This is a genomic window from Saccharopolyspora karakumensis, from assembly GCF_004349225.1.
GTDB classification, from domain to species: Bacteria; Actinomycetota; Actinomycetes; order Mycobacteriales; family Pseudonocardiaceae; genus Saccharopolyspora; species Saccharopolyspora endophytica.
In genome coordinates this window covers 58,755-77,639 of record NZ_SMLA01000014.1, presented here as the reverse complement: position 1 = coordinate 77,639, position 18,885 = coordinate 58,755, and the positions used below count along the sequence as shown (strand labels likewise).

Below are 18,885 nucleotides of genomic sequence, written 5' to 3'. Positions count from 1 at the left end.
TCGGCCTGCTCTACCGCCCGTCCTGACGCTTGAAATGCGCGCGGCGGAGGTGCTCGACGATCAGGTCGTAGGTCTCGCGCGCCTGGTCGTCACCGCCTCCCAGCTGGTCGTAGCCGTGATCGACACCGGGGATGTCGCGATGTTCGAGCAGCACTCCGGCACGACGCAACGCCTCGGCGTAGCGCAGCCCCTCGGCGTTGAGCAGGTCGAGCTCGGTGGTGATCAGCAGTGCCGGTGCCGTCCCCGCCAGCTCCGCGCCGTTGTCGCCGTACGCGGGCGAGGCCAGCGGGTCGACGCCGAGCGCCTTGTCGGGTAGGTAGGAGTTGTGGAACACCGCGGACATCCACGGTTTCAGGAACGGTGGCTCGGTCCGGTTGCGGGCGCTGAGCTTCTCCTGCGTCGAGGTCACCAGGTCCAGCGACGGGTAGTGCAGCACCTGCAGGGCCAGGTGCGGGCCGCCGGCGTCGCGCGCCTGCCGGGCCACGGCCGTGGCCAGCGATCCACCCGCGCTCGCCCCGCCGATGCTGAGCCGCTCCGGGTCGACGCCGAGTTCCGCGGCGTGCTCGGCCGCCCAGCGCGTCACCTCGAAGCACGCCTTCGGCGGGATCGGGAACGGGTGCTGCGGCGCGACCGGGTAGTCGACGTTGAGCACCGCGACCTCGGCGCGGGCCGCGAGGTAGCGGCACAGCGGATCGTCCTGCTCGGGATAGCGGATGATGAACCCACCGCCGTGCAGGTTGATGTGCAGCGGTGGGACCTCGCCCCTCGGCGGCAGGTACAGCGTCGCGGGAACCACCCCGCAGGCGGTGGGAACCTCGATCCGGCGGGTCGCGCACGCGATGTCGGGGAACCGACGCCGGCGGTCGAGGCGCGGGGTCAGCGACGTGACGCCCTGGATCAACGCGGCGGCGACGCGCGTGACGAGGGGATGGCTGAGCACGGGCATGGCGATCACGGTAGTCACCAATCCTCCGCGCGGGGAGTGGTCACGACCGCCTCGCCGGATTCGCGGTGTTGTTGTCGGTTCCGCGATCATCTGAGTAACGTCGGGTCGGGGGGACCGATGTCCAGGGGGACGCGCACGTGAACATCGACGACGCCGGCCTGACGCTCGCCGACCCGACCGCCTACGCCGACGACCGGCGGCTGCACGCCGCGTTGAGCGCGCTGCGGCGCGAAGATCCGGTGCACCGGGTCGATCCGCTGCCCGCGTTCAACCCGTTCTGGGCCGTGACCCGTCATGCCGACGTGCTCGAGGTCGAGCGGCAGCACGAGACGTTCATCAACGAGCCGCGACCGATCCTGGTGAGCGCGGCGCAGGATCGCTACACCGCCGAGCACGGCCGGATGCTGCGCACCCTGGTCCACATCGACGATCCCGAGCACAAGGCGTTGCGGTCGGTCGTGGCCGACTGGTTCCGGCCCCGAGCGCTGCGGAAGATCGAGGTGGACGTCCGGCGCCTGGCCAAGCGCTCCGTGGACACGATGGCCGAGCTGGGCGGCGAGTGCGACTTCGCGCAGGAGATCGCCGTCGACTACCCGCTCTACGTGATCCTCTCGCTGCTCGGCCTGCCGGAGTCGGACTTCCCCCGGATCCTGCAGCTGACCCAGGAGCTGTTCGGCAGCGACGACGCCGAGCTCCGGCGCGGCCGGTCCCCGGAAGAGCTGCTGCAGGTCCTGCTGGACTTCTTCGAGTACTTCAACCAGATCACCGCCGACCGGCGCGCCAACCCGACCGACGACCTGGCCTCGACGATCGCCAACGCGCGCATCGACGGAGAGCACCTCTCCGATGCCGACGCGGCTTCGCAGTACGTCATCATCGCCACGGCGGGACACGACACCACCAGCTCCACGATCGCCGGGGGCCTGCAAGCCCTGGTGGCCCATCCGGGCGAGCTGGAGCGGTTGCGGCGGGACCCGGGGCTGATCCCGTCCGCGGTCGAGGAGATGATCCGCTGGGTCACGCCGGTGAAGGAGTTCATGCGCACCGCGACGACCGACTACGAGCTGGGTGGCAAGCGCATCGAGGCGGGTGAGTCGCTGCTGCTGTGCTACCCGTCGGCCAACCGGGACGAGGCGGTGTTCGACGACCCGTTCCGGTTCGACGTCGGTCGTGATCCGAACCGCCACCTGTCGTTCGGCTTCGGCGCTCACGTCTGCCTCGGCGCGACCCTGGCCCGGATGGAAGCGCGGGCCTTCTTCGCCGAACTGGTGCCCCGCCTGCGGTGGGTGGAGCCGGAGGGGGAACCGGAGTGGAGCGACACGACGTTCGTCGGCGGGCTCAAGCACCTGCCGCTGCGCTACCGCATCACGTGAGTCCGCGCAGGGTGGCGGGTGTGACGGGCGTGGCCGGATACTGTCGTCGGGACGCGTGGTGGCGGACCCCGAAGCGTGCTGCCCGAGGTGATCACCCGGAGTAGCGAGATGGTGTGAAGTCTTGGCACAGCAGGGTTTTTGATCTGAATGCGGTCCCTGGAACTGCCGTAGCTTTCGGGTCCATGACCCCGAAGACAACGCTGTCCGTAGTCGCAGCCGCCCTGTTGATCGGTGCCGGGACGAGCACCGCAGCGGTGTCCATGTCGGCGGCCCCGGCGCCTCCGGCGCAGGACGAGGTCGTCGCGCTGGTCAACGAGGTCCGGGCCGAGGCGGGATGCCCCGCGCTCACCGTGGACGGCCGGCTGACCAAGGCCGCCACCGAGCACAGCGCCGACATGGCCCGCCGCGGCTACTTCAGCCACACCACGCCCGAAGGCGTCACCTTCAGCGAGCGGGTGCGGGCCGCCGGCTACCCCTCGCCCGGTGCCGAGAACATCGCCCGCGGCCACACCAGCGCGGACCAGGTCGTCGACGGCTGGCTGAAATCCCGCGGCCACCGCAAGAACATCATGAACTGCTCGCTGCGCACCGTCGGCGTCGGCGTCGAGTACGACGGCAACTACTGGACCCAGGACTTCGGCCGCTGAGAGCTGTTCCAGGACGCGCGGCCCCGCCGCATTCTTCAACAGCCCTAGCGGCGTGTCAGCTCGGCTCTTCCGGTGGCAGGACGATGTCGAAGGTGGTTCGGGTCCATGTCCGCCCGCCGAGATCCCGGCCGCCGGGCACCTCGGCGGTGGGCGGCTGGTGCTCGAAGCGCTTGATCAGGGAGTTCTTGACCCCGAAGACCGCGTCGTGATCCAGCAGGTCGTCGCCCTCGACGAAGATGTGGGTCACCAGCGTGCGCAGTCCCGGCGAGCTGACCATGAAGTGGAGGTGCGCGGCCCGCAGCGGCGACCGCCCGGTGGCCTCCAGCATCCTCCCCACCGGGCCGTCGTGCGGGATCGGGTACGGCGTCGGAGTGAGCGCCCAGAACCCGTACCAGCCGTTGTCGTCGGTGAACAGGTGCGCGCGAGCGGCGGTGCGGTCGTCGGAGTACTGCACGTCGTAGAAGCCGTCGTCGTCGGCCTCCCACACCTCGATCCGGGCGCCCGGCAGCGGATTTCCGCCCGTGTCGGTGACGGTGCCCTCGACCCAGCACGGTTCGCCGGACGCGCCACCGGAGACGTCACCGCCCAGCTCCGCGCGCGGTGCGCCCTCGACGAAGAACGGGCCGAAAACCGTTGCCTCGGTCGCGTTCCCGCGCGCGGCGTTGTTCACCGCGATCGTCTGCATGGACGCGCCGAGCACGTCGGAGAGCAGGACGAACTCCTGCCGGCGATCGTCGGTGATGTGCCCGGCGTCGGTGAGGAACGCGATCGCGGCCTCCCACTCGCGTTGCGTCAACCGCACGTCGCGGATGAACGAGTGCAGGTGCGTGACCAGCGATCGCAGCACCACGCGCAGCCGCTCGTCCGCGGTGCCGTCGAAGCTGGCCAGCACCTTGGCGACCAGTTCTTCCTCGGCTCGGCGCTGCTTGTCGGCGTCGGTGGTCCCCACGTCGCTCATGTGCCCTCCGGTGCGGTTCCGGCCCACGCGGCGGTGAGCAGGCTGCGGACGTCCCCGGCGGTGGCCGGCCGGGGGTTGGACGCGGGGATCGCCGCGACGGACAGCTCCGCTGCCTCGTCGAGGTCGGACTCCCGCAGGCCGATGTCGCGCAACGCCTTCGGCGCACCGAGGCGGTCGCGCAGCGCCGCCAGCGCACCCACGGCGTCGGTGCCGCCGAGGGCGCGGGCGATGCGGTCGGCGGCCTCGGGGGCGGCGACCGCGTTGAAGGCCAGCACGTGCGGCAGCACGATCGCGTGGGTTTGGGCGTGCGGCAGGTCGTAGGTGCCGCCGAGCACGTGGCAGATCTTGTGGTGCATCCCGGAACCGGCCGAGGCGAACGCGACCGCCGACAGGTAGGCGCCGTGGAGCGCCGACTCGCGGCCCGCGAGGTCGTGCGGATCGGCGACGACCTTCGGCAGCCCGGCGGCCAGCGTGCGCATGCCCTCGGTGGCCAGAGCCGCGTTGATCGGGTCGGCGCGCGGCGCCCACAGCGAGTCCACGCAGTGCGCGAGCCCGTTGAGGCCCGAGGCCACCGACAGCTCGACCGGCAGCGAGAAGGTGAGTGCGGCGTCGTAGACGACGGTTCCCGGCAGCACCCGGTCGTCGACGCCGGTGGTCTTGCGGGCGGCTTCGGTCAAGCCCCAGACGTTGGTGGCCTCCGAGCCGGCGTAGGTGGTGGGCACCGCGACGATCGGCAATCCGCTGGTCAGCGCGACGGCCTTGGCCAGACCGGTCGTGGATCCACCGCCCACGCACACCAGCAGGTCCACGCCGTGCTCCTGCGCCGCCGCGCGCGCCTTGTCAGCCTTGGCGACCGGCACGTGCGGTGCGACGTCGTCGTAGTGCAGGGCGACGTCGATCCCGGTGGTGATGCGCCGCGCGAGCTCGGACTCGCGTCCTTCGGCGATCACCATCACCGCTGTCGATCCTCGTCGCCGGACCTCCTCGGCCAGGTTCGCCGCCGCCTTGCCCGCGCCGAACAGGACCCGCTGTCCCAACGTCGTGTGGTCGAATTCCACGCTCACGCCGCACCTCCGGAGTTGAGGATCCCAGCCAGCACCTCGGTCAACACCGCCGCAGGATCGTCGACCAGCCGGTGGGAGCGCCAGCACACGTGCTTGTCGGGGCGCACCAGCACCGCCCCATCCCCGTGGACCTCGCGGATGGCCGCCCAGTCGAAGTACAGATCGGTCACCTCGCGTCCGGGCCCGATCACGACCGCGGCCAGCGGAACGCCCAGCCGCTCGGCGGCGTCCTCCGCCGCTGCCGCCCACGGCTGCCCGGAGATGCCGGTGAACAAGGTGAACCGGCCGTAGCGGGCCAGGTCGTGGGTGGACAGGGTGGTGGTGGCGTCACCGACCCACACGTGCGGGAACCGCGCGCCCGGCACCGTGCTGGGCTGGTAGTACAGCTCCGGGTCGCGCTCGGGTTCCGGGCGCGGCGAACCGTCGGAGACCACGGCCGTGGAGGTGTAGAACTGGCCCATCTCGACGCCGTGGGCGTTGAACTCGTAGTTCTTCAGCTCCATCGCGTGCCGCAGCGCTTCGCGCCGCTGGGCGCCTTCGGGCGAGTCCGCGGCGCGCTCGGCGATCTTGGCGCGCATCTGCTCCTCGGTGTCGCCGTCGGTGATGCCCAGCGCCTCGAAGAGCCGCCCGAACTCGCGGCCGCTCCGGTTGGCGCGCCGCACGATCTGCTCGGCCACCGGTGCCCGCTCGACCGAGTAGGTGTCCAGCAGTTTCGGTCCCGCCCAGCCGTGCAGCACGGCCGCGATCTTCCAGGCGAGGTTGTAGGAGTCCTGGATCGAGGTGTTGGAGCCGAGCCCGTTCGACGGCGGGTGCTTGTGGATCGCGTCGCCCGCGCAGAACACCCGGCCGAACTGCAGGTGGGTGGCCCACTGCTCGTTGTTGCCCCACAACGAGTAACCGGTGATCTCCACGTCCAGGTCCGCCACTCCGAGCAGGTTGCGGACGATCTTCCGGGCAGCGTCGTCGTCGAGCTCCGGCGGCTCCTGGCTGATGTCGTAGCCCCACACGATCAGCCACTCGTCCCAGGGCCGCACCATGCGCACCAGGCCGGTGCCGATGCCGCCGATGTTCGAGCCGGGCTGGATCACCCAGTACAGGACCGACGGGCGGTGGGCGACGAGCTCGCTGATGTCGGCTTTGAAGGTGATGTTCATCGACCCGGCGATGTCCATCCGGCCCTCGTGCGGCAGCCCGATGTCGGCGGCGACCTGGGATCGCGCTCCGTCGGCGCCGATGAGGTACCGGGCGCGGATGTCGTACTCGTGGCCGGTGAGCCGGTCGCGGACCCGCGCGGTGACGCCGTCGGCGTCCTGGGTGTGCGAGAGGTACTCGGTGGAGAACCTGGTGTGCGAACCGCGCACGGTGGCGTTGCGGACCAGGATCGGTTCGAGGTAGGTCTGCGGGATGTCGCAGTTCAGCGACGGCGACGCCAGCTCGTAGTCCGCGTGCCGCGCCGGGTGGGTGCCCCAGGTGCGGATGCGCCCGATCTCGTCACCGGCGATCGAGGTGCAGAACACCGTGTCGCCCATCTGGTGGTGCGGGGTGGCCTCGGCCAGCACCTGCTCCTCGATGCCGAGGTCGCGGAAGATCTCCATGGTGCGCTGGTTGGTGATGTGCGCGCGGGGGGTGTTGGCGGTCCAGCGGTACTTGGTGACCACGATGTTGGCCACCCCGAGGGTGGACAGGAACAGCGCGGCCGAAGCCCCGGCCGGGCCGGAGCCGATGATCAGCACTTCGGTCTCCACCGCGCCCGCGGTGGGCACCTCGGTGTCGGCCACACCGTCGTTGAACTCCATCGTCTCGGTCCTCCTGCGACGCGCTCGTTGCCCGGGAGGTTCGCACGAGTCCAGCGCCCGGCCGCCCGGACGGCGCGAACGGGCAACGCCCCGTCGCGAATGGGCAACAGCGTCGAGACCCGTCGCAGGACCACCCGCAACCGCTGCGGGCAGATCTCAGGCCGTGGGATCTGCTGCGGCGCGGCGGGTGTGGGCCGGGGTGACGTCGAATCGCCGCTTGAACGTCCGGGTGAAGTGGGAGGGGGAGACGAAACCGCAGTCCTTGGCGATCTCGGCGATCGAGCGGTGAGCGGACCGAGGGGACCGGAGCAGTTCGCGGGCCACTTCGAGGCGCCGGTCGAGGATGTGGCGCGCGACGCTGAGATCGGCGCGGTTGAACACCCGGCACAGCTGGCGCTCGCTGATGCCGATGCGGGCGGCGATCCGCGCCGCCGAGAGGTTCGGATCCCGCAGGTGCACCTCGATGATCGCCCGCGCGATGTCGAGGTGACGGGTGGTGCCACCGGTGAGCAGCGCCGCGAGCAGGCCGAGGGCCTGCTGCTCGGTGCGGCGGGCGTCGGTGGGTCCGTCGATCGATGCCCGCATCACGCGGGTCAGCGCGCGCAGCGCGTCGGCGGTGGCGCCGTCGGCGAGGTCGAAGAACTCAGGCCGCTCGGGAAGGGACCCGGTGAGCCCGTGCAGTGCGTCGTGCGGGACCTTCAGCACGAATTCCTCGAGGCCGTGGGAGAAACCGCGCGCGAACGGTGTGTCGGCGTCGCAGAGGACCGCGTGGCCGGGGCGCAGCACGCGGGTGCCGCTGGTGCTGTAGAAGAACGCCTCGCCGGCCATGGCGATGTAGAGGACGGCGGATCCGGTGGGCCGATCGCTGATCTCGCGCGCGCCGCGCTCGACGAGGTGCGGGCTGCCGCTCACGCGCGCGAAGTGCAGGCTCGGCAGCTGCAGGTTCAGCTCGGTGGCCGCCAGCGGAGCGTCGTCGATGGTCTTGCACGACAGCCCCACCAGCGCGCGGGCGTTGTGCTGCTCCCACAACGCCACGCGTTCGGAGGGCGGCAGCCCTGTCGTGGAGAACGCGCGAGCCCTACCGGCCGCAGTGACCTGACCCATGGCCACGGCACTGTAGCAGCAGAACCGGACAAGTCGATCAGAGTTCGTGGGGCGTGGGGCGGTTTCCGGTGATCACCCCGACGATCACGTACCGGTCGGTTCCGCCGTGCGGTGGACGGTGCTTGGCCAGCCAGACGGATTCGTCGACGCGCGGTGCGCCGTGCGGGTGCGGGGTCAGGTCCAGCACCAGCAGCTGCCCGAAGGGCACGTTCGTGCCACCGTAGGCGGCGGCTTGCGGCACGTGCTGGGCCTCGATGTGGCCGCGCGAGGAGTCGCGGAGCTCGCGCTTGACCTCGGTGACGTAGCGCAGCGACCCGAACGTGGTGGTCACGTCCGCACGTCCCATCGCCAGGTCGGTGGCCTCCACCGCCACCAGGCCGCTGAGCTGCCCGGTCGCCAGCCATTGGTGGTAGTCGCGCTGCAGGTCCGACTCGCGCGGGCGCCGCTCGCCCTTGTGCAGCGGGCGCCGGTAGTCGGTCTCCCCGCGGCCCCAGGTCGTCGACGTCAGGTCCGCGCGGCTGAACAGGAACCGCAGCGTCTGCTCCAGCAGCATCCCGAACGTGGCCCGGACCCGGCCGGTGAACTCCGGGGACTCGGCGAGCCGACCCAGCAGCGTCTCCAGCAGCGGGTCGAGGACGGGGTGCGCGGTGCGGGAGCGCGCGATCTCGCTGCTGTGCACCACTCCGTCCAGCATCCGCAGGTCCTCGTCGCACAGGCCCGCGGTCAGCCCGGCCGCGTGGCGCTCTCCGAGCACGCGCACGAGCGCGGGTGCCAACCGGTGGGCGCGGGAGGTCGCGGCATGGCCGTCCTCGTCCTCATCCACGTCCGGCGGGGTCCGGGCGGCCTGCGGCAGGTCCGGGCGGCGATCGGCCCCGGTGCTCTCGATGCGGTCCAGCAGCAGCTGCGCCGTGCGCGGCGGCAGCGGCGGGTTCTCGGTGGCCGACGCCTCCACGACGGTGCGGCGCAGCGCAGCGAGCCGGCTCTGGCTGCGCACGATCGCGTTCTCGATGGTCGGCTCGATCACCACCGCCAAGCCGGGTGCGGTCCGAGCCCCGGGAAGCGGTTGCAGCGACCGGACCTGGGCGTAGGCGTCGAGCACAGCGCCGAGGGCCTCCCAGACGTCCATCCAGATCGTCTCGGCCAGTCGCGCCGCCGCCGCGCGCAGCAGCAGCACGAGCCGCCGCCAGGCGGGCTCGGCGGCGTGCCGGGGTCGCAGCCACGGCGGTTGGTGGGTACCGCGCAACCAGGCGGAGCGCTGGTCCAGCGCGGTGGTGAGCCGGTCCGCGGCGTCGGCGAGCCTGTCCTGGTCCTGGGCGGCGAACGCCAGGATCGCGTCGCAGGCCGCGGCGTAGGCGCGGGCGTCGTGGCGCGCCTGCTCGGCGGCGTCGACCGTGGCGAACCGCGACCGGGCCGCGGTCAACGAGTCGAGGACCGCGGGCATCTCGGTCGCGGTCAACGCCGTGCGCAGGTCGTCGCAGGCGAGCTCGAACGCCGCGTCGATCGCGGCCGCCTCGTCGTGGCGCAGCCGGTCCAGCGCTTCGCGCAGCGGTGTGGTGATCGCGGGTTCGCCGACCCACCGGTCCATGGCCGCACCCAGCAGCCGGGGCAGCGTCTCGGTGAACTCCTCCGGAGCCGTCGGTGCGAACCCGGTGAGCCTGCCCAGCACCGTGAACGGCGAGACGGCGTCGGCGATCGCCAACCGGACGGCCCCTTCCAGCCGGCTCGCGGCGATCAGCGGATCGCGCTCGATGACCGGGCCCAGATCGTGCAGCAGCGCGTCGTGCAGCCGAACACCGTGCGCCTGCACCACATCCGGCCCGGCCAGCAGTTCGTCGATGGTCGAGGCCAGCGCCAGCAAGCTGCGCTGCGCCGGGAGACCGTCGATGAACTCCGCGAGCGTGCCGCGCCATCCGGGAGCACCGCGGCCCGCGGCGGCCGCCAAAGCCCTGGCCAGGACCGGAGCCTGCGGTCCGGCCGCCACCGCGCCCGGTGGTCGCCGCGGGGTCACCGGCGCCGATCCGGCGCCGGGGTGCCGGTGGGGTTGTCGCCGCTGCGCGGACGCGGCGGCTCGGTGAGCTCCGCGACCAGTTCGGCCAAGGCGACCTCGGCACCGCGCAACCTCGCCAGCGCCGTGGTCTCGGCCGCCTCGCTGGAGGCCAGCCGCAGCCGCGCGGCGATCTCCGGTTCCGCGACCTCCGACGCCGTGGCCGACAGGTCGCTGGTGCACACCGCGCACCGGTGGTTCTCGCGCTCCTCGCGACGCCGCTGCTCGGAGATCGGGTTGTCGCAGCGGGGGCACGAATGCGGCTCCAAGCCGTGGAAGAGCACCCGCGCGACGTCCCGCTCCGTGCTGTCGTTGAGCGAGCGCTCGTCGGCCTGCCTGCGGTGGCGGGCCGACCGGTGCAGCTGGTCGAGCCGCTCCCACTTGCGCTCGGCCTCGGTGATCCGGCGCCGCAGGTCCGGGGTCGGCGAGTTGCCGCCGGAGGCGAGCAGGCGGGCCACGGCTCGAGCGGGCAACCCGGTGATCGTCGAGAGTCGTTCGTGCATCGGCGAAGGTCGGGTGCTCATCATCAAAACCCCCTACGCGGCTTGCCGTTCCGCGCGAAGCCGGGCGAGCCGGTCGCGGACCCGCTCGGCGATGGTGGCGATGGGTGTGCCGCGCCGCGTGCTCGCGTACTCGGCCTGCAGGTACTGGCGGTTGCGGAGCTCGTTGCCGCCGCGCCCGTCGGCGAGGTCGAGCACCAGCGTGACGCGGTCGACGTAGTAGCGGAAGGCCGGTGCTCGGGCGATGATCGTGCGGGCGACTCGCCTGCCCCGTTCCAGCAGGTAGTAGTCGTGCCGCCTGGTGTGCCCGACCCGGCCGCGCCGGCGCCGCACGATCAGGCCGGCGCTGCGCAGCACCGCCAGCGCGTCGTCGAGCGGTTCGTAGGCGCCGAAGTGGTGGCGCAGCATCGGATACCGGCGCACTTCGGGTTCTTCGGAATCGAGGATCCGGCCCGCCATTTCGAGCAGGCGGACGTTCGCGGTTCGCTCGTACTCGTTGAGCAGTTCGTCGGCGAGGAAATCAGGGCTGCGAAGCCAGAAATCGAGCTTCTGCAACCTCGTCTGCCCGGTCACCACGCCGACCGCCTCGGCCAGCGCCGGGTCCGGGACCGGGAAGGAAAGCGGTTCGGCGGCACCGTCGATCAGCAGCAGCAACCGCACCGCGTCCTGCTCCCGGCTCGTCACGGGCGAGTCAAACGTCTCGTCTGGCTGGTCACCCTCAACGTTGCGCACGTTCAACGAGCGTGCGGTCCGGTGGAATGGTTGAGCTGTACTGCGAGCCAATGGGAAGTGTCGTTTTCGGAACCAATCGGTGCTCCGGATTTGTGACGTGCGAAGACGCAACCCGAATGGATCAATCCCCAGGCTTCTCGCCATCCGATCGGCGCAACGTCGCAACGTTGTGAGCACGACCTGTGCGTGCACGCTATCGGGACCCGATGACCGGCGCAAGCGGTTCTGCACACCGCGAAATGCGGTGGGTGCGCCGGGTGAGGGTGCGACGGGAGCTGATCGTGCGCGGCACCCTGGTGCAGAACGCCTCGATGCGGCGCATCCCGGTTCTCAGGTTCCGTTGGCAGCGCTGCACTTCCCACCGTCGGAGCGTGAAAATCGTGGTGGCCGGGCTCGACGAGCTCCCGCCGGGCTCGCGCGAGGCCGCTCGCTCGACGTCTTCCGGGTCGGGGCCCGAGGCGACCCTTGAGGAGCTCACCCGATTCCTCAGTTGACGCAGGGGATTCCCGCTGCGCTGATCGGTGCCTGCGCCGGTTCCTGCTGCCGCGCGGTCCCGTCCAGCGTCATCGCGCCGCCGGGGGAGAAGCGCGGAGCGGCGGGCCCGCCGTAGTCCGACCCGATGATCACCTGGACGCGGCCGGCGGACAGCGACGAACTGGGCTCCGTCGGCATCCCGCCCAGCAGCGAGGCCACCTCCTGCGCGGCCGCTTCCGCGCCCGAGCCGTAGCGGATCACCGACGAGTTGCGCTTGCTGGTGTTGCCGACCGTGCCGACGTCGAGACCTTGGGTGTTGAGCTGGTCCTGGACCTTCGAGGCCAGACCCGAGGTGCGGGTCCCGTTGAGCACGTCCACCCGCGCCGACGCGGGTGCCTGGGACGCCGAGGGCGGCGGAGGTTCCGCGGTCGGCGAGCCCGGGGCGCCCGGTGGCGAGGTCGCGGAGCGGACGGCGGCCTTGACCGCGCGCGGGTTGATCTTGAGCGCCTCGCCGTCGGGCGTGTTGTAGGCGGCGTCCTCGATCGGGATCGTGTCGAACTTGATGGCACCGCCGGCCAGGCCGCGCAGCCGCTCGGCGAACGACAGCACGTCGGAGTCGTCACCCAGGTCGAGCACGACCGAGTCCTGCACCGAGTTGATCAGGTCCCGAAGCTTGTTCGGGTTGGCCAGCACGCCGCCGGACAGGGCGGTCTGGGTGAGTCCGGCGAGGAACGCCTGCTGCCGCACCACCCGGTCGAGGTCTCCGCGCGGGAGGCCGTGCCGCTGCCGCACGAACGCCAGGGCGTCCGGGCCCGCGATGGTCTGCTGACCGGCTTGGAAGTCCGCACCGGAGTAGGAATCGCGGGTGGCCGAGTTCAGGCACACCGGAACGCCGCCGACCGACTCGGTGATCTTGGCGAAGCCCAGCAGGTTGACCTCGGCGTAATGGTCGATGGAGGAGCCGGTGAGGTTCTCCACGGTGCGCAGCAGCAGCTTGCGGCCGGCCTCGTTCCCGGCGCGGTCCAGCGCCGCCGGATCGGTCACGCCGCGCTTCTGCTGACTCGCGATCTCGGCTTCCTTGCCGCGTCCGTACGCCGAGTTGATCTTGTGGTTGCCCTGGCCGGGAATCGACACGTAGGAGTCGCGGGGGAAGGAGAAGCCGACGGCGCTGGTCCCGTCGTTGGGGATGTGCAGCATGATGACCGTGTCGGTCAGCGACGCGTCGTTCGAACCGGCGTGCAGCTCTCGCAGCACCTCGGCGGGCAGCGGGTTGCCGTGGGCGTCGGTGCGGCTGTCCATGCCCACCAGCAGGATGTCGATGGCACCGTCCGCGCCGCCGCCGTCGGCGACATCGCTGGTGGCCAGGCCGTTGAGCAGGTGCCGGTAGTTGCTCCAGCCGTAGCCGGTGACCAGCAGGATCACCAGCGACATGATGGTGGCGACGGCCCGAGGGCCGATCGGCTTGCGGCGCCGACGCGGCGGGAGCGGTCTGGCCGGCTGCCGCCCCCTGGGGCGCCGGGGCGGGACCGGATTCCTGTCGTGTGGCCTTGGCAAGGTTCCTCCGTCGGGTGCGCCCCTCTCGGCGCTCGAGCGACAACTCCAGGATTACATCCTGAAACCGCCGACCGGGCCTGTTGTGATCACTCGATGGCGGCCGATTTCACCACGTAAAGTGATGTTTCCTGGTCAGTCCTCGGGGTGTCCGACGCCCGGGACGTTGGGCAGATCGCTCTGCCTGACCCGGTAGACCTGCAGCGAGGTGTCGTAGTACTTCGTGGTCTCGCCCGCCCAGTCCATGCCGATGCGCTGAGCCGTGGCGATCGCGCGCGTGTTGTCCGGCCGGGCCAGCGCGAAGATCTCGTCGATGTCGAAGGTGAACGCCCAGTGCAGCAGGGCGATCGCGGCTTCGGTGGCGTAGCCGTGCCCCCACTCGTCGGGGCGCAGCTGCCAGGTCAGTTCGAGGTCGTGGTCGTAGGGCGGCAGCATGCGCAGCACCAGTCCGCCCATGACCTGGGAGTCCTCGCGGCGGTGCATCGCGAACCGGCCCGTCGGCGGCACGAGGTTGGGCTGCGATTCGATCCAGGAGTGCACCACGGCCCGCATCGCGGCCAGGTCGGCGACGTTGGAGATCACCGGAGTCAGCCATTCGGTGACCTCGGGGCGGCCGTAGAGGTCCAGCGCGGCCTGCACGTCGGCGTCGTCGTCGGTCCAGTCCCGGACCACGAGCCGCTCGGTGGTCAGCGGAAGTTGCATCGTCCGCCCTCGCCTTCCGCGCACCGGCGGAACCCGCCGGATCGGGTGATGTGGGGGAGCCACCTCGAATTCTATCCGCCCAGCGCACACCCCATGCACCCGTTATTGACACCTATCACTTCAGTGCCGACCGAAACCAATCCCCAGGGGCAGCAACGAGAACCCGGCCCCGACGCCCAGCGACCGGATTCCAGTGGAGATCAGGACCCGGAGTTCCACTGAAATCGGGATCCCGAATTCCACTGAAATCCGGTCGTCCGGTGGGTGGGTGGGTCAGTGCGGTGTGAGCTTCGGGAGGCGGCCGGTGGCGTCGAACTGCCAGGGGAGCGGCTCGCCGAGGGCGGCCATGTCCGGGTGTTCGGCGACCTCCCGGGCGTAGGCCTCGGAGACCTCGACGCGCGGCATCGACATGGTGTTGCGGATGCGCACCACCTTCGCGGGACGTTCCTGCGGGCCTCGCGTGAGGTGCAGGGCGGCCACGATCGCGTCCCGGTCGTTGGCCAGCGCCATCGGGATCCGCGCGCCGTCCGGAACGCCCGACGTCAGCGAGTTGGTGTAGAAGGAGCCGAACTCGATCTGGTCCACGCACCCCTGCGTGGTCAGGTCCGCCAGTCCCAGCCCGCACGCGTTGCCGTTGGTGTGCTCGGTCAGACCGAGCACCACGACCCGCTTGATCGGCGTCGCGTGGAACTTGTCGGCGTTGACCGGCGCGCGCCCGGTGATGTTGGGATCCATGCCCGCACCGCTGATGTCCTTGCCGATCTCGTCGACCACGAGCACGTCGATGTCGGACATCAGCAGCTTCGGCATCAGCGATTTCGCCTCAGCCAGCAGCTCCGCTTCGCGCTCCAGCATCCGGTCGGTCGCCACCAGCTCCAGCCGGGCGATGTTCTCGTAGGCGTTCTCCACGACCGCGACGCCGAACTCGAACGGCACCACGCCCAGGGCCGCCGAGGCCGCCTCCGGGATCAAGGTGTCGAACTTCTCGAAGCCGTGCCGGTGCAGCGTCGCCGCGCCCCGGTGCTTGCCGAGGCCGATCGCGATCATCTTCGCCAGACCGCTCTCGTGGGTGCCCCGGAAGTCCGTGTGCGGCTTGACCCTGCCCAGCACCACGACGCTGTCGGCCTGCGCCGCTTCGGCGTCGAAGTGCACCGGCGTGCCGTCGGCGAGCCTGGTGATCACGACCGTTTCCATCGACGAGATCACCGGTGCCCCGACGGTCTCCTCGGTGACCCCGTACTCGGCGAGCACCTGCCGCTGCCCGTCGGCGGTGCCGCCGCCGTGACTGCCCATCGCCGGAACCACGAAGGGCTTGGCCCCGTGCTCGGCGAGCGCCCCGACCAGGGCGATCACGATGCGGTCGAGCTGCGCGATGCCCCGGCTGCCCACCGTCACCGCGATGCGCTTGCCGCTGACCGGGTGCGCGCGGTCGTGCTCGGCCACCTGCGCGCGGATGGTGCCTTCGAGGTCGTCGATCGACTCGGCGGCGTAGCGCTGCTGAATGGGGAGCATCCTGGGCAGCTCGACATCGGCACCTGCCAACCGGACCTTCTCTACGTTGAACATCTCTGCGAGTCCTTCTCAGCGCTGCGACCGGGGGTTCTCCCACCTTGGCAGCTCGAACGACCGGGATCACCCCCGTGCTCGGAGGTGTCGGGCGCGGTGATCACCGAGGCGTGTTCGGCGGCCTCTATCGTGGGGGGATGATGCGTCCGGGACTGGTGCGGTGGGTGGCCTACCAGTACGGCGGCAGGTTGCCCGAGCAGTACCGCGATTGGGGTCCTGCACGACGCGACCTGCCGGACGTGGGTGCTGCGGGTGCTGATCCGGGGGTTGTTGCAGATCGCGCCGATCGGGGCGGTGCTGGTCCTGGCGCTCGGCCTGCTGGGCGGGGCGTGGCCGATCGCCGCCGGATCCTTGTTGCTGGGGTTGCTGGTGGTGGCGCGGATCGTGCTGACCAGTTCGATCGACAGCGTGGACAGCAGGCTCACCGGGTACGGCTTCCCGCCGGGGCACGGGTCGGCGGTGCGCAGGCAGTGCGATAGCGAGGCCGCCGAGCGGTACCGGGCGGTGTGGCGGCAGGACCCGCCTGAGAGCTGAGCCACCCGACGGCCGTCTGATTCACCAGCGGCTTTAGTATCACCAGGTGTCCGTTGAGCTCACTCCCGCCGCGATCTTCCGGGCCGGCACCCGCCTGCGACAGGTGGTCCGGCGCACGCCGCTGGAATCCAGCAGCCGCCTCAGCGCGGAGCTCGGCGTACCGGTCCGCCTCAAGCGCGAGGACCTGCAGGTGTGCCGGTCCTACAAGGTGCGCGGTGCGTTCAACCTGATCTCCGGGCTCAACGCCGAGGAGCGCGAGCGCGGCGTGGTGTGCGCCAGCGCGGGCAACCACGCTCAGGGCTTGGCGTTCGCCTGCCGCGAGCTGCAGATCAAGGGCCGCGTGTACCTGCCGTCGAACACCCCGCGGCAGAAGCGCAAGCGGATCGCCACCATCGGTGGCGAGTGGATCGAGCCGGTGATCGTCGGATCGTCGTTCGACGAGGCCAGCGCCGCGTCCAAGGCCGACGCCGAGCGCACCGGCGCGGTGTACGTGCACCCCTTCGACGATCCGCGGACCATCGCCGGTCAGGGCACGGTGGGCCTGGAGATCGCCGAGCAGCACGACGGCCCCATCGACACCGTGATCGTCCCGGTGGGCGGGGGCGGACTGCTGGCCGGGATCGTGCTGTGGCTCAAGGAGCACTTCCCGGAGATCCGCGTCGTCGGTGCCGAGCCCGCCGGTGCGGCGAGCATGCGGGCCGCCTTCGACGAGGGCGCGCCGGTCAAGCTTCCCGCGGTGGACACGTTCGTCGACGGCGCTGCCGTCGGCCGGGTCGGCGACCTCGGCTACGAGGTGGCGCGCGAGCTGGTCGACGAGCTGGTGGCCGTGCCCGAGGGCGCGGTCTGCACGGAGATGATCGAGCTGTACCAGACCGAGGGCATCATCGCCGAGCCCGCGGGTGCGCTGGCCAGTGCCGCTTCGCGGATGCTGGAGCGGGCGCCGCGCGGTCCGGTGGTGTGCGTGGTCTCCGGTGGCAACAACGATCTGAGCCGCTACGGCGAGATCGTCGAGCGCTCGCTGCTGCACGAGGGGCTGCGGCACTACTTCCTGGTGACCTTCTCGCAGGAGCCGGGGGCGCTGCGGCACTTCCTCGACGACGTGCTCGTCGAGGGCCAGGACATCGTCGCTTTCGAGTACGTCAAGAAGAACAACCGGGAGACCGGTCCGGCGTTGGTGGGCATCGAGCTCGACAACGCCGACGACCTCGACGACCTGCTGACGCGGATGAAGGAATCGCCGCTGCAGATCGAGCAGGTCTCGCCGGGTTCGCCGCTGTTCTCGTTCCTGGTCTAGGTCAGCCGGCGGACGCAGGTTCGCGCGAGGACGTCGTCGGCGGTGGCTTCCCAGAGGGTCACCTGCGCGCGGGTGCCGTGGTAGTCGAGCTGGGCGATGGCGTTGCCGAAGTAGGGCCCGTCGGTCCGGCGCCAGTGCAGCGGCAGCGGTGCGACCCCGGCGCGTTGCGACATCGTCCGCAGCAGGTGGGTCGCGGTGTGCGACCAGGCGGCGTGCAGCGGCCTGCGCAGCGGTTTCGGGGCCTGGTTGTGCAGCGGTGAGCACGTCAGCTGGGTGATGCGGGAGTTCAGCGCGCGCGGGTAGTCGGCCTCGGCGAAGTAGCTGTGGTGGACGTCGCCGGAGAGCACGCTGATCGTCGTGGGTGCGTCGGCGTGCGCGGCGCGGTCGCCGATGAGTTCGGCGAGGCGGTCGAAGGACGCGCGGAACGAGGCCCAGTGCTCGAGATCGCCTGCCTGGCGGACCTTCTCGGCGAGCCGGGCGTGCCTGCCGGTGCAGGCGCGTTCGTTCCAGGACTGCAGGTGGTGCACGGCGGGCGGCAGCAGCCACGGCAGGGATGAGGCCAGCACGAGGTGCCTGCGGTCGGCGGCGGCGATGTCGCGCAGCCAGGCGAAGTCGCCGTCGGAGAGCATGGCGCGTTCGCCGGTCTCCAGGATCCGGCCGCAGCGGGTGTCGAGCACGACCAGTCGCACGTCCCCGAGGTCGCGGTAGTAGCTCCATCGCATCCCCTTCTCTCCCTGGTCCTCGCGGTCGGCGCCGGCGGCCATCTCGCGCAGCACCGGCAGCGCGTCGCCGTGGCGGCCGACCTCGCGGACCTCGCCGAAGACGGGGTCTGCGGCGAGGTCGTCGGGGTCGAGGTTGCCGATGTGCTGGTAGATCCAGTAGGCGATGAGCCCGCCGAGGAGGCGTTCGCGCCACCAGGGTTGGGCGGAGACCGTGGTTCGCCAGATCCGCGAGGTGTTCCAGTCGTCGCGCACGTCGTGATCGTCGAAGATCATCATGCTCGGCAGCGTCGAGAGCAGCCAGCGCACCGGAGGGTCCTGCCAGGCGTGCCGGTAGAGGCGGGTGTACTCCTCGAAGTTCGCGACCTCGCCGACGGGCGGTCGGCGCTGGTGGCGCAGCTTGGCCAGTTCGCGGCGCACGGGCGGGGTGGGCTGGTCGGCGTAGACCTGGTCGCCGAGCAGCATGATCACGTCCGGCCGCTCGTCCTCCGGGGTTGCGGCGATGCGGGCGGCGGTGGCGGTCAGCGCGTCGGGTCCGAGGCGGTCGCGGCCTGCGGCGGGCCGGTCGAAGTGGCAGGAGCCGAACAGCGCGGTGAGCCGGTCGGTCGCGGTGACCGGGCGGATCACGCCGGGGGAGGTGTCCGGTGGGGGCCAGACCAGGTGGCCGTCGAGTCGCACCTGGTAGGGCGTCGGGCCGGTGACGTGGGTGGTGAGCAGCGCGTAGTGGTGGCCGCCGATCTGGAAGGTGCGCTCGGCGGCGTCGAGCACCTCGACGGTGCAGGGCCCGTCGGTCTCCACCCAGACGGTGGCCCGGTTCTGGTCGACGTAGCGCAGCAGGGGGCCCAGCACCAACTCGGTCACCGGTCCTGGATACACCACGT

Annotated in this window: 17 protein-coding genes; 5 read left to right on the top strand and 12 right to left on the bottom strand. The window is 71.0% G+C overall.

The window, feature by feature from the left end; translation table 11 throughout:
* Positions 1-10 precede the first annotated feature (10 nt).
* Positions 11-964 carry an alpha/beta hydrolase gene (locus E1202_RS12530; RefSeq protein ID WP_207918598.1) on the bottom strand — a complete coding sequence of 318 codons (954 nt, stop codon included), beginning with the start codon at positions 962-964 and terminating at the stop codon, positions 11-13.
* A gap of 119 nt (positions 965-1,083) precedes the next feature.
* Between E1202_RS12530 and E1202_RS12525 the strand changes: the two genes are divergently transcribed.
* Positions 1,084-2,319, top strand: a complete 1,236-nt coding sequence (locus E1202_RS12525) for a cytochrome P450 (RefSeq protein ID WP_132683131.1) — start codon at positions 1,084-1,086, stop codon at positions 2,317-2,319.
* 182 nt (positions 2,320-2,501) lie between these two features.
* Positions 2,502-2,966: a CAP domain-containing protein gene (locus tag E1202_RS12520; RefSeq protein WP_132683129.1), complete on the top strand. Its 465-nt coding sequence runs from the start codon at positions 2,502-2,504 to the stop codon at positions 2,964-2,966.
* A 55-nt stretch (positions 2,967-3,021) separates the two neighbouring features.
* Here the strand turns inward: E1202_RS12520 and E1202_RS12515 are convergent, their stop codons facing one another.
* The 7 genes from E1202_RS12515 to E1202_RS12485 all read right to left on the bottom strand — a co-directional run bounded on the left by E1202_RS12515 (position 3,022) and on the right by E1202_RS12485 (position 11,116).
* Entirely contained in the window at positions 3,022-3,924 is a 903-nt protein-coding gene (locus E1202_RS12515; RefSeq protein ID WP_132683128.1) for a dioxygenase family protein, read from the bottom strand.
* Positions 3,921-4,988, bottom strand: a complete 1,068-nt coding sequence (locus tag E1202_RS12510; protein ID WP_132683126.1) for a maleylacetate reductase — start codon at positions 4,986-4,988, stop codon at positions 3,921-3,923. Before E1202_RS12510 ends, E1202_RS12515 begins: the two co-directional genes overlap by 4 nt.
* Positions 4,985-6,784 (bottom strand): FAD-dependent oxidoreductase, encoded by a 1,800-nt coding sequence (locus E1202_RS12505; RefSeq protein WP_132683125.1) that lies wholly within the window; start codon positions 6,782-6,784, stop codon positions 4,985-4,987. The genes E1202_RS12510 and E1202_RS12505 overlap by 4 nt, the downstream gene beginning before the upstream one ends.
* 156 nt (positions 6,785-6,940) lie before the next feature.
* Complete coding sequence (locus E1202_RS12500) at positions 6,941-7,888, bottom strand: helix-turn-helix domain-containing protein (protein WP_132683123.1); 948 nt, start codon at positions 7,886-7,888, stop codon at positions 6,941-6,943.
* A gap of 37 nt (positions 7,889-7,925) precedes the next feature.
* Positions 7,926-9,896, bottom strand: a complete 1,971-nt coding sequence (locus E1202_RS31430; RefSeq protein WP_165943843.1) for a hypothetical protein — start codon at positions 9,894-9,896, stop codon at positions 7,926-7,928.
* Complete coding sequence (locus E1202_RS12490; RefSeq protein WP_132683122.1) at positions 9,893-10,456, bottom strand: hypothetical protein; 564 nt, start codon at positions 10,454-10,456, stop codon at positions 9,893-9,895. Before E1202_RS12490 ends, E1202_RS31430 begins: the two co-directional genes overlap by 4 nt.
* 12 nt (positions 10,457-10,468) lie before the next feature.
* Entirely contained in the window at positions 10,469-11,116 is a 648-nt protein-coding gene (locus E1202_RS12485; protein ID WP_132683121.1) for a hypothetical protein, read from the bottom strand.
* Positions 11,117-11,370: 254 nt separating this feature from the next.
* Here E1202_RS12485 and E1202_RS12480 point away from each other — a divergent pair, with 254 nt between their 5' ends.
* Positions 11,371-11,658 carry a hypothetical protein gene (locus tag E1202_RS12480; RefSeq protein WP_165943842.1) on the top strand — a complete coding sequence of 96 codons (288 nt, stop codon included), beginning with the start codon at positions 11,371-11,373 and terminating at the stop codon, positions 11,656-11,658.
* On the opposite strand, the gene E1202_RS12475 is transcribed toward E1202_RS12480, so the two are convergent.
* The 3 genes from E1202_RS12475 to E1202_RS12465 all read right to left on the bottom strand — a co-directional run bounded on the left by E1202_RS12475 (position 11,651) and on the right by E1202_RS12465 (position 15,457).
* Positions 11,651-13,069 carry an LCP family protein gene (locus tag E1202_RS12475; RefSeq protein WP_132683117.1) on the bottom strand — a complete coding sequence of 473 codons (1,419 nt, stop codon included), beginning with the start codon at positions 13,067-13,069 and terminating at the stop codon, positions 11,651-11,653. The two genes, E1202_RS12480 and E1202_RS12475, sit on opposite strands and share 8 nt — an antisense overlap.
* Positions 13,070-13,324: 255 nt before the next feature.
* Positions 13,325-13,891, bottom strand: a complete 567-nt coding sequence (locus tag E1202_RS12470; RefSeq protein ID WP_132683115.1) for a GNAT family N-acetyltransferase — start codon at positions 13,889-13,891, stop codon at positions 13,325-13,327.
* A 273-nt stretch (positions 13,892-14,164) separates the two neighbouring features.
* Positions 14,165-15,457 carry a nickel pincer cofactor-dependent isomerase, group 22 gene (locus E1202_RS12465; protein ID WP_132683114.1) on the bottom strand — a complete coding sequence of 431 codons (1,293 nt, stop codon included), beginning with the start codon at positions 15,455-15,457 and terminating at the stop codon, positions 14,165-14,167.
* 252 nt (positions 15,458-15,709) lie between these two features.
* Here E1202_RS12465 and E1202_RS12460 point away from each other — a divergent pair, with 252 nt between their 5' ends.
* Together E1202_RS12460 and ilvA are read left to right on the top strand one after the other, a co-directional pair.
* Entirely contained in the window at positions 15,710-15,991 is a 282-nt protein-coding gene (locus E1202_RS12460; RefSeq protein WP_235878170.1) for a hypothetical protein, read from the top strand.
* Positions 15,992-16,037: 46 nt separating this feature from the next.
* The gene (ilvA, locus tag E1202_RS12455; RefSeq protein WP_132683112.1) at positions 16,038-17,285 is read left to right on the top strand and encodes a threonine ammonia-lyase IlvA; all 1,248 of its coding nucleotides are present in this window, start codon (positions 16,038-16,040) and stop codon (positions 17,283-17,285) included.
* Here the strand turns inward: ilvA and E1202_RS12450 are convergent.
* A complete protein-coding gene (locus tag E1202_RS12450) occupies positions 17,282-18,865 on the bottom strand; it encodes an alkaline phosphatase D family protein (protein WP_235878168.1) in 1,584 nt (527 codons plus the stop codon). The two genes, ilvA and E1202_RS12450, sit on opposite strands and share 4 nt — an antisense overlap.
* Positions 18,866-18,885: the final 20 nt, after the last annotated feature.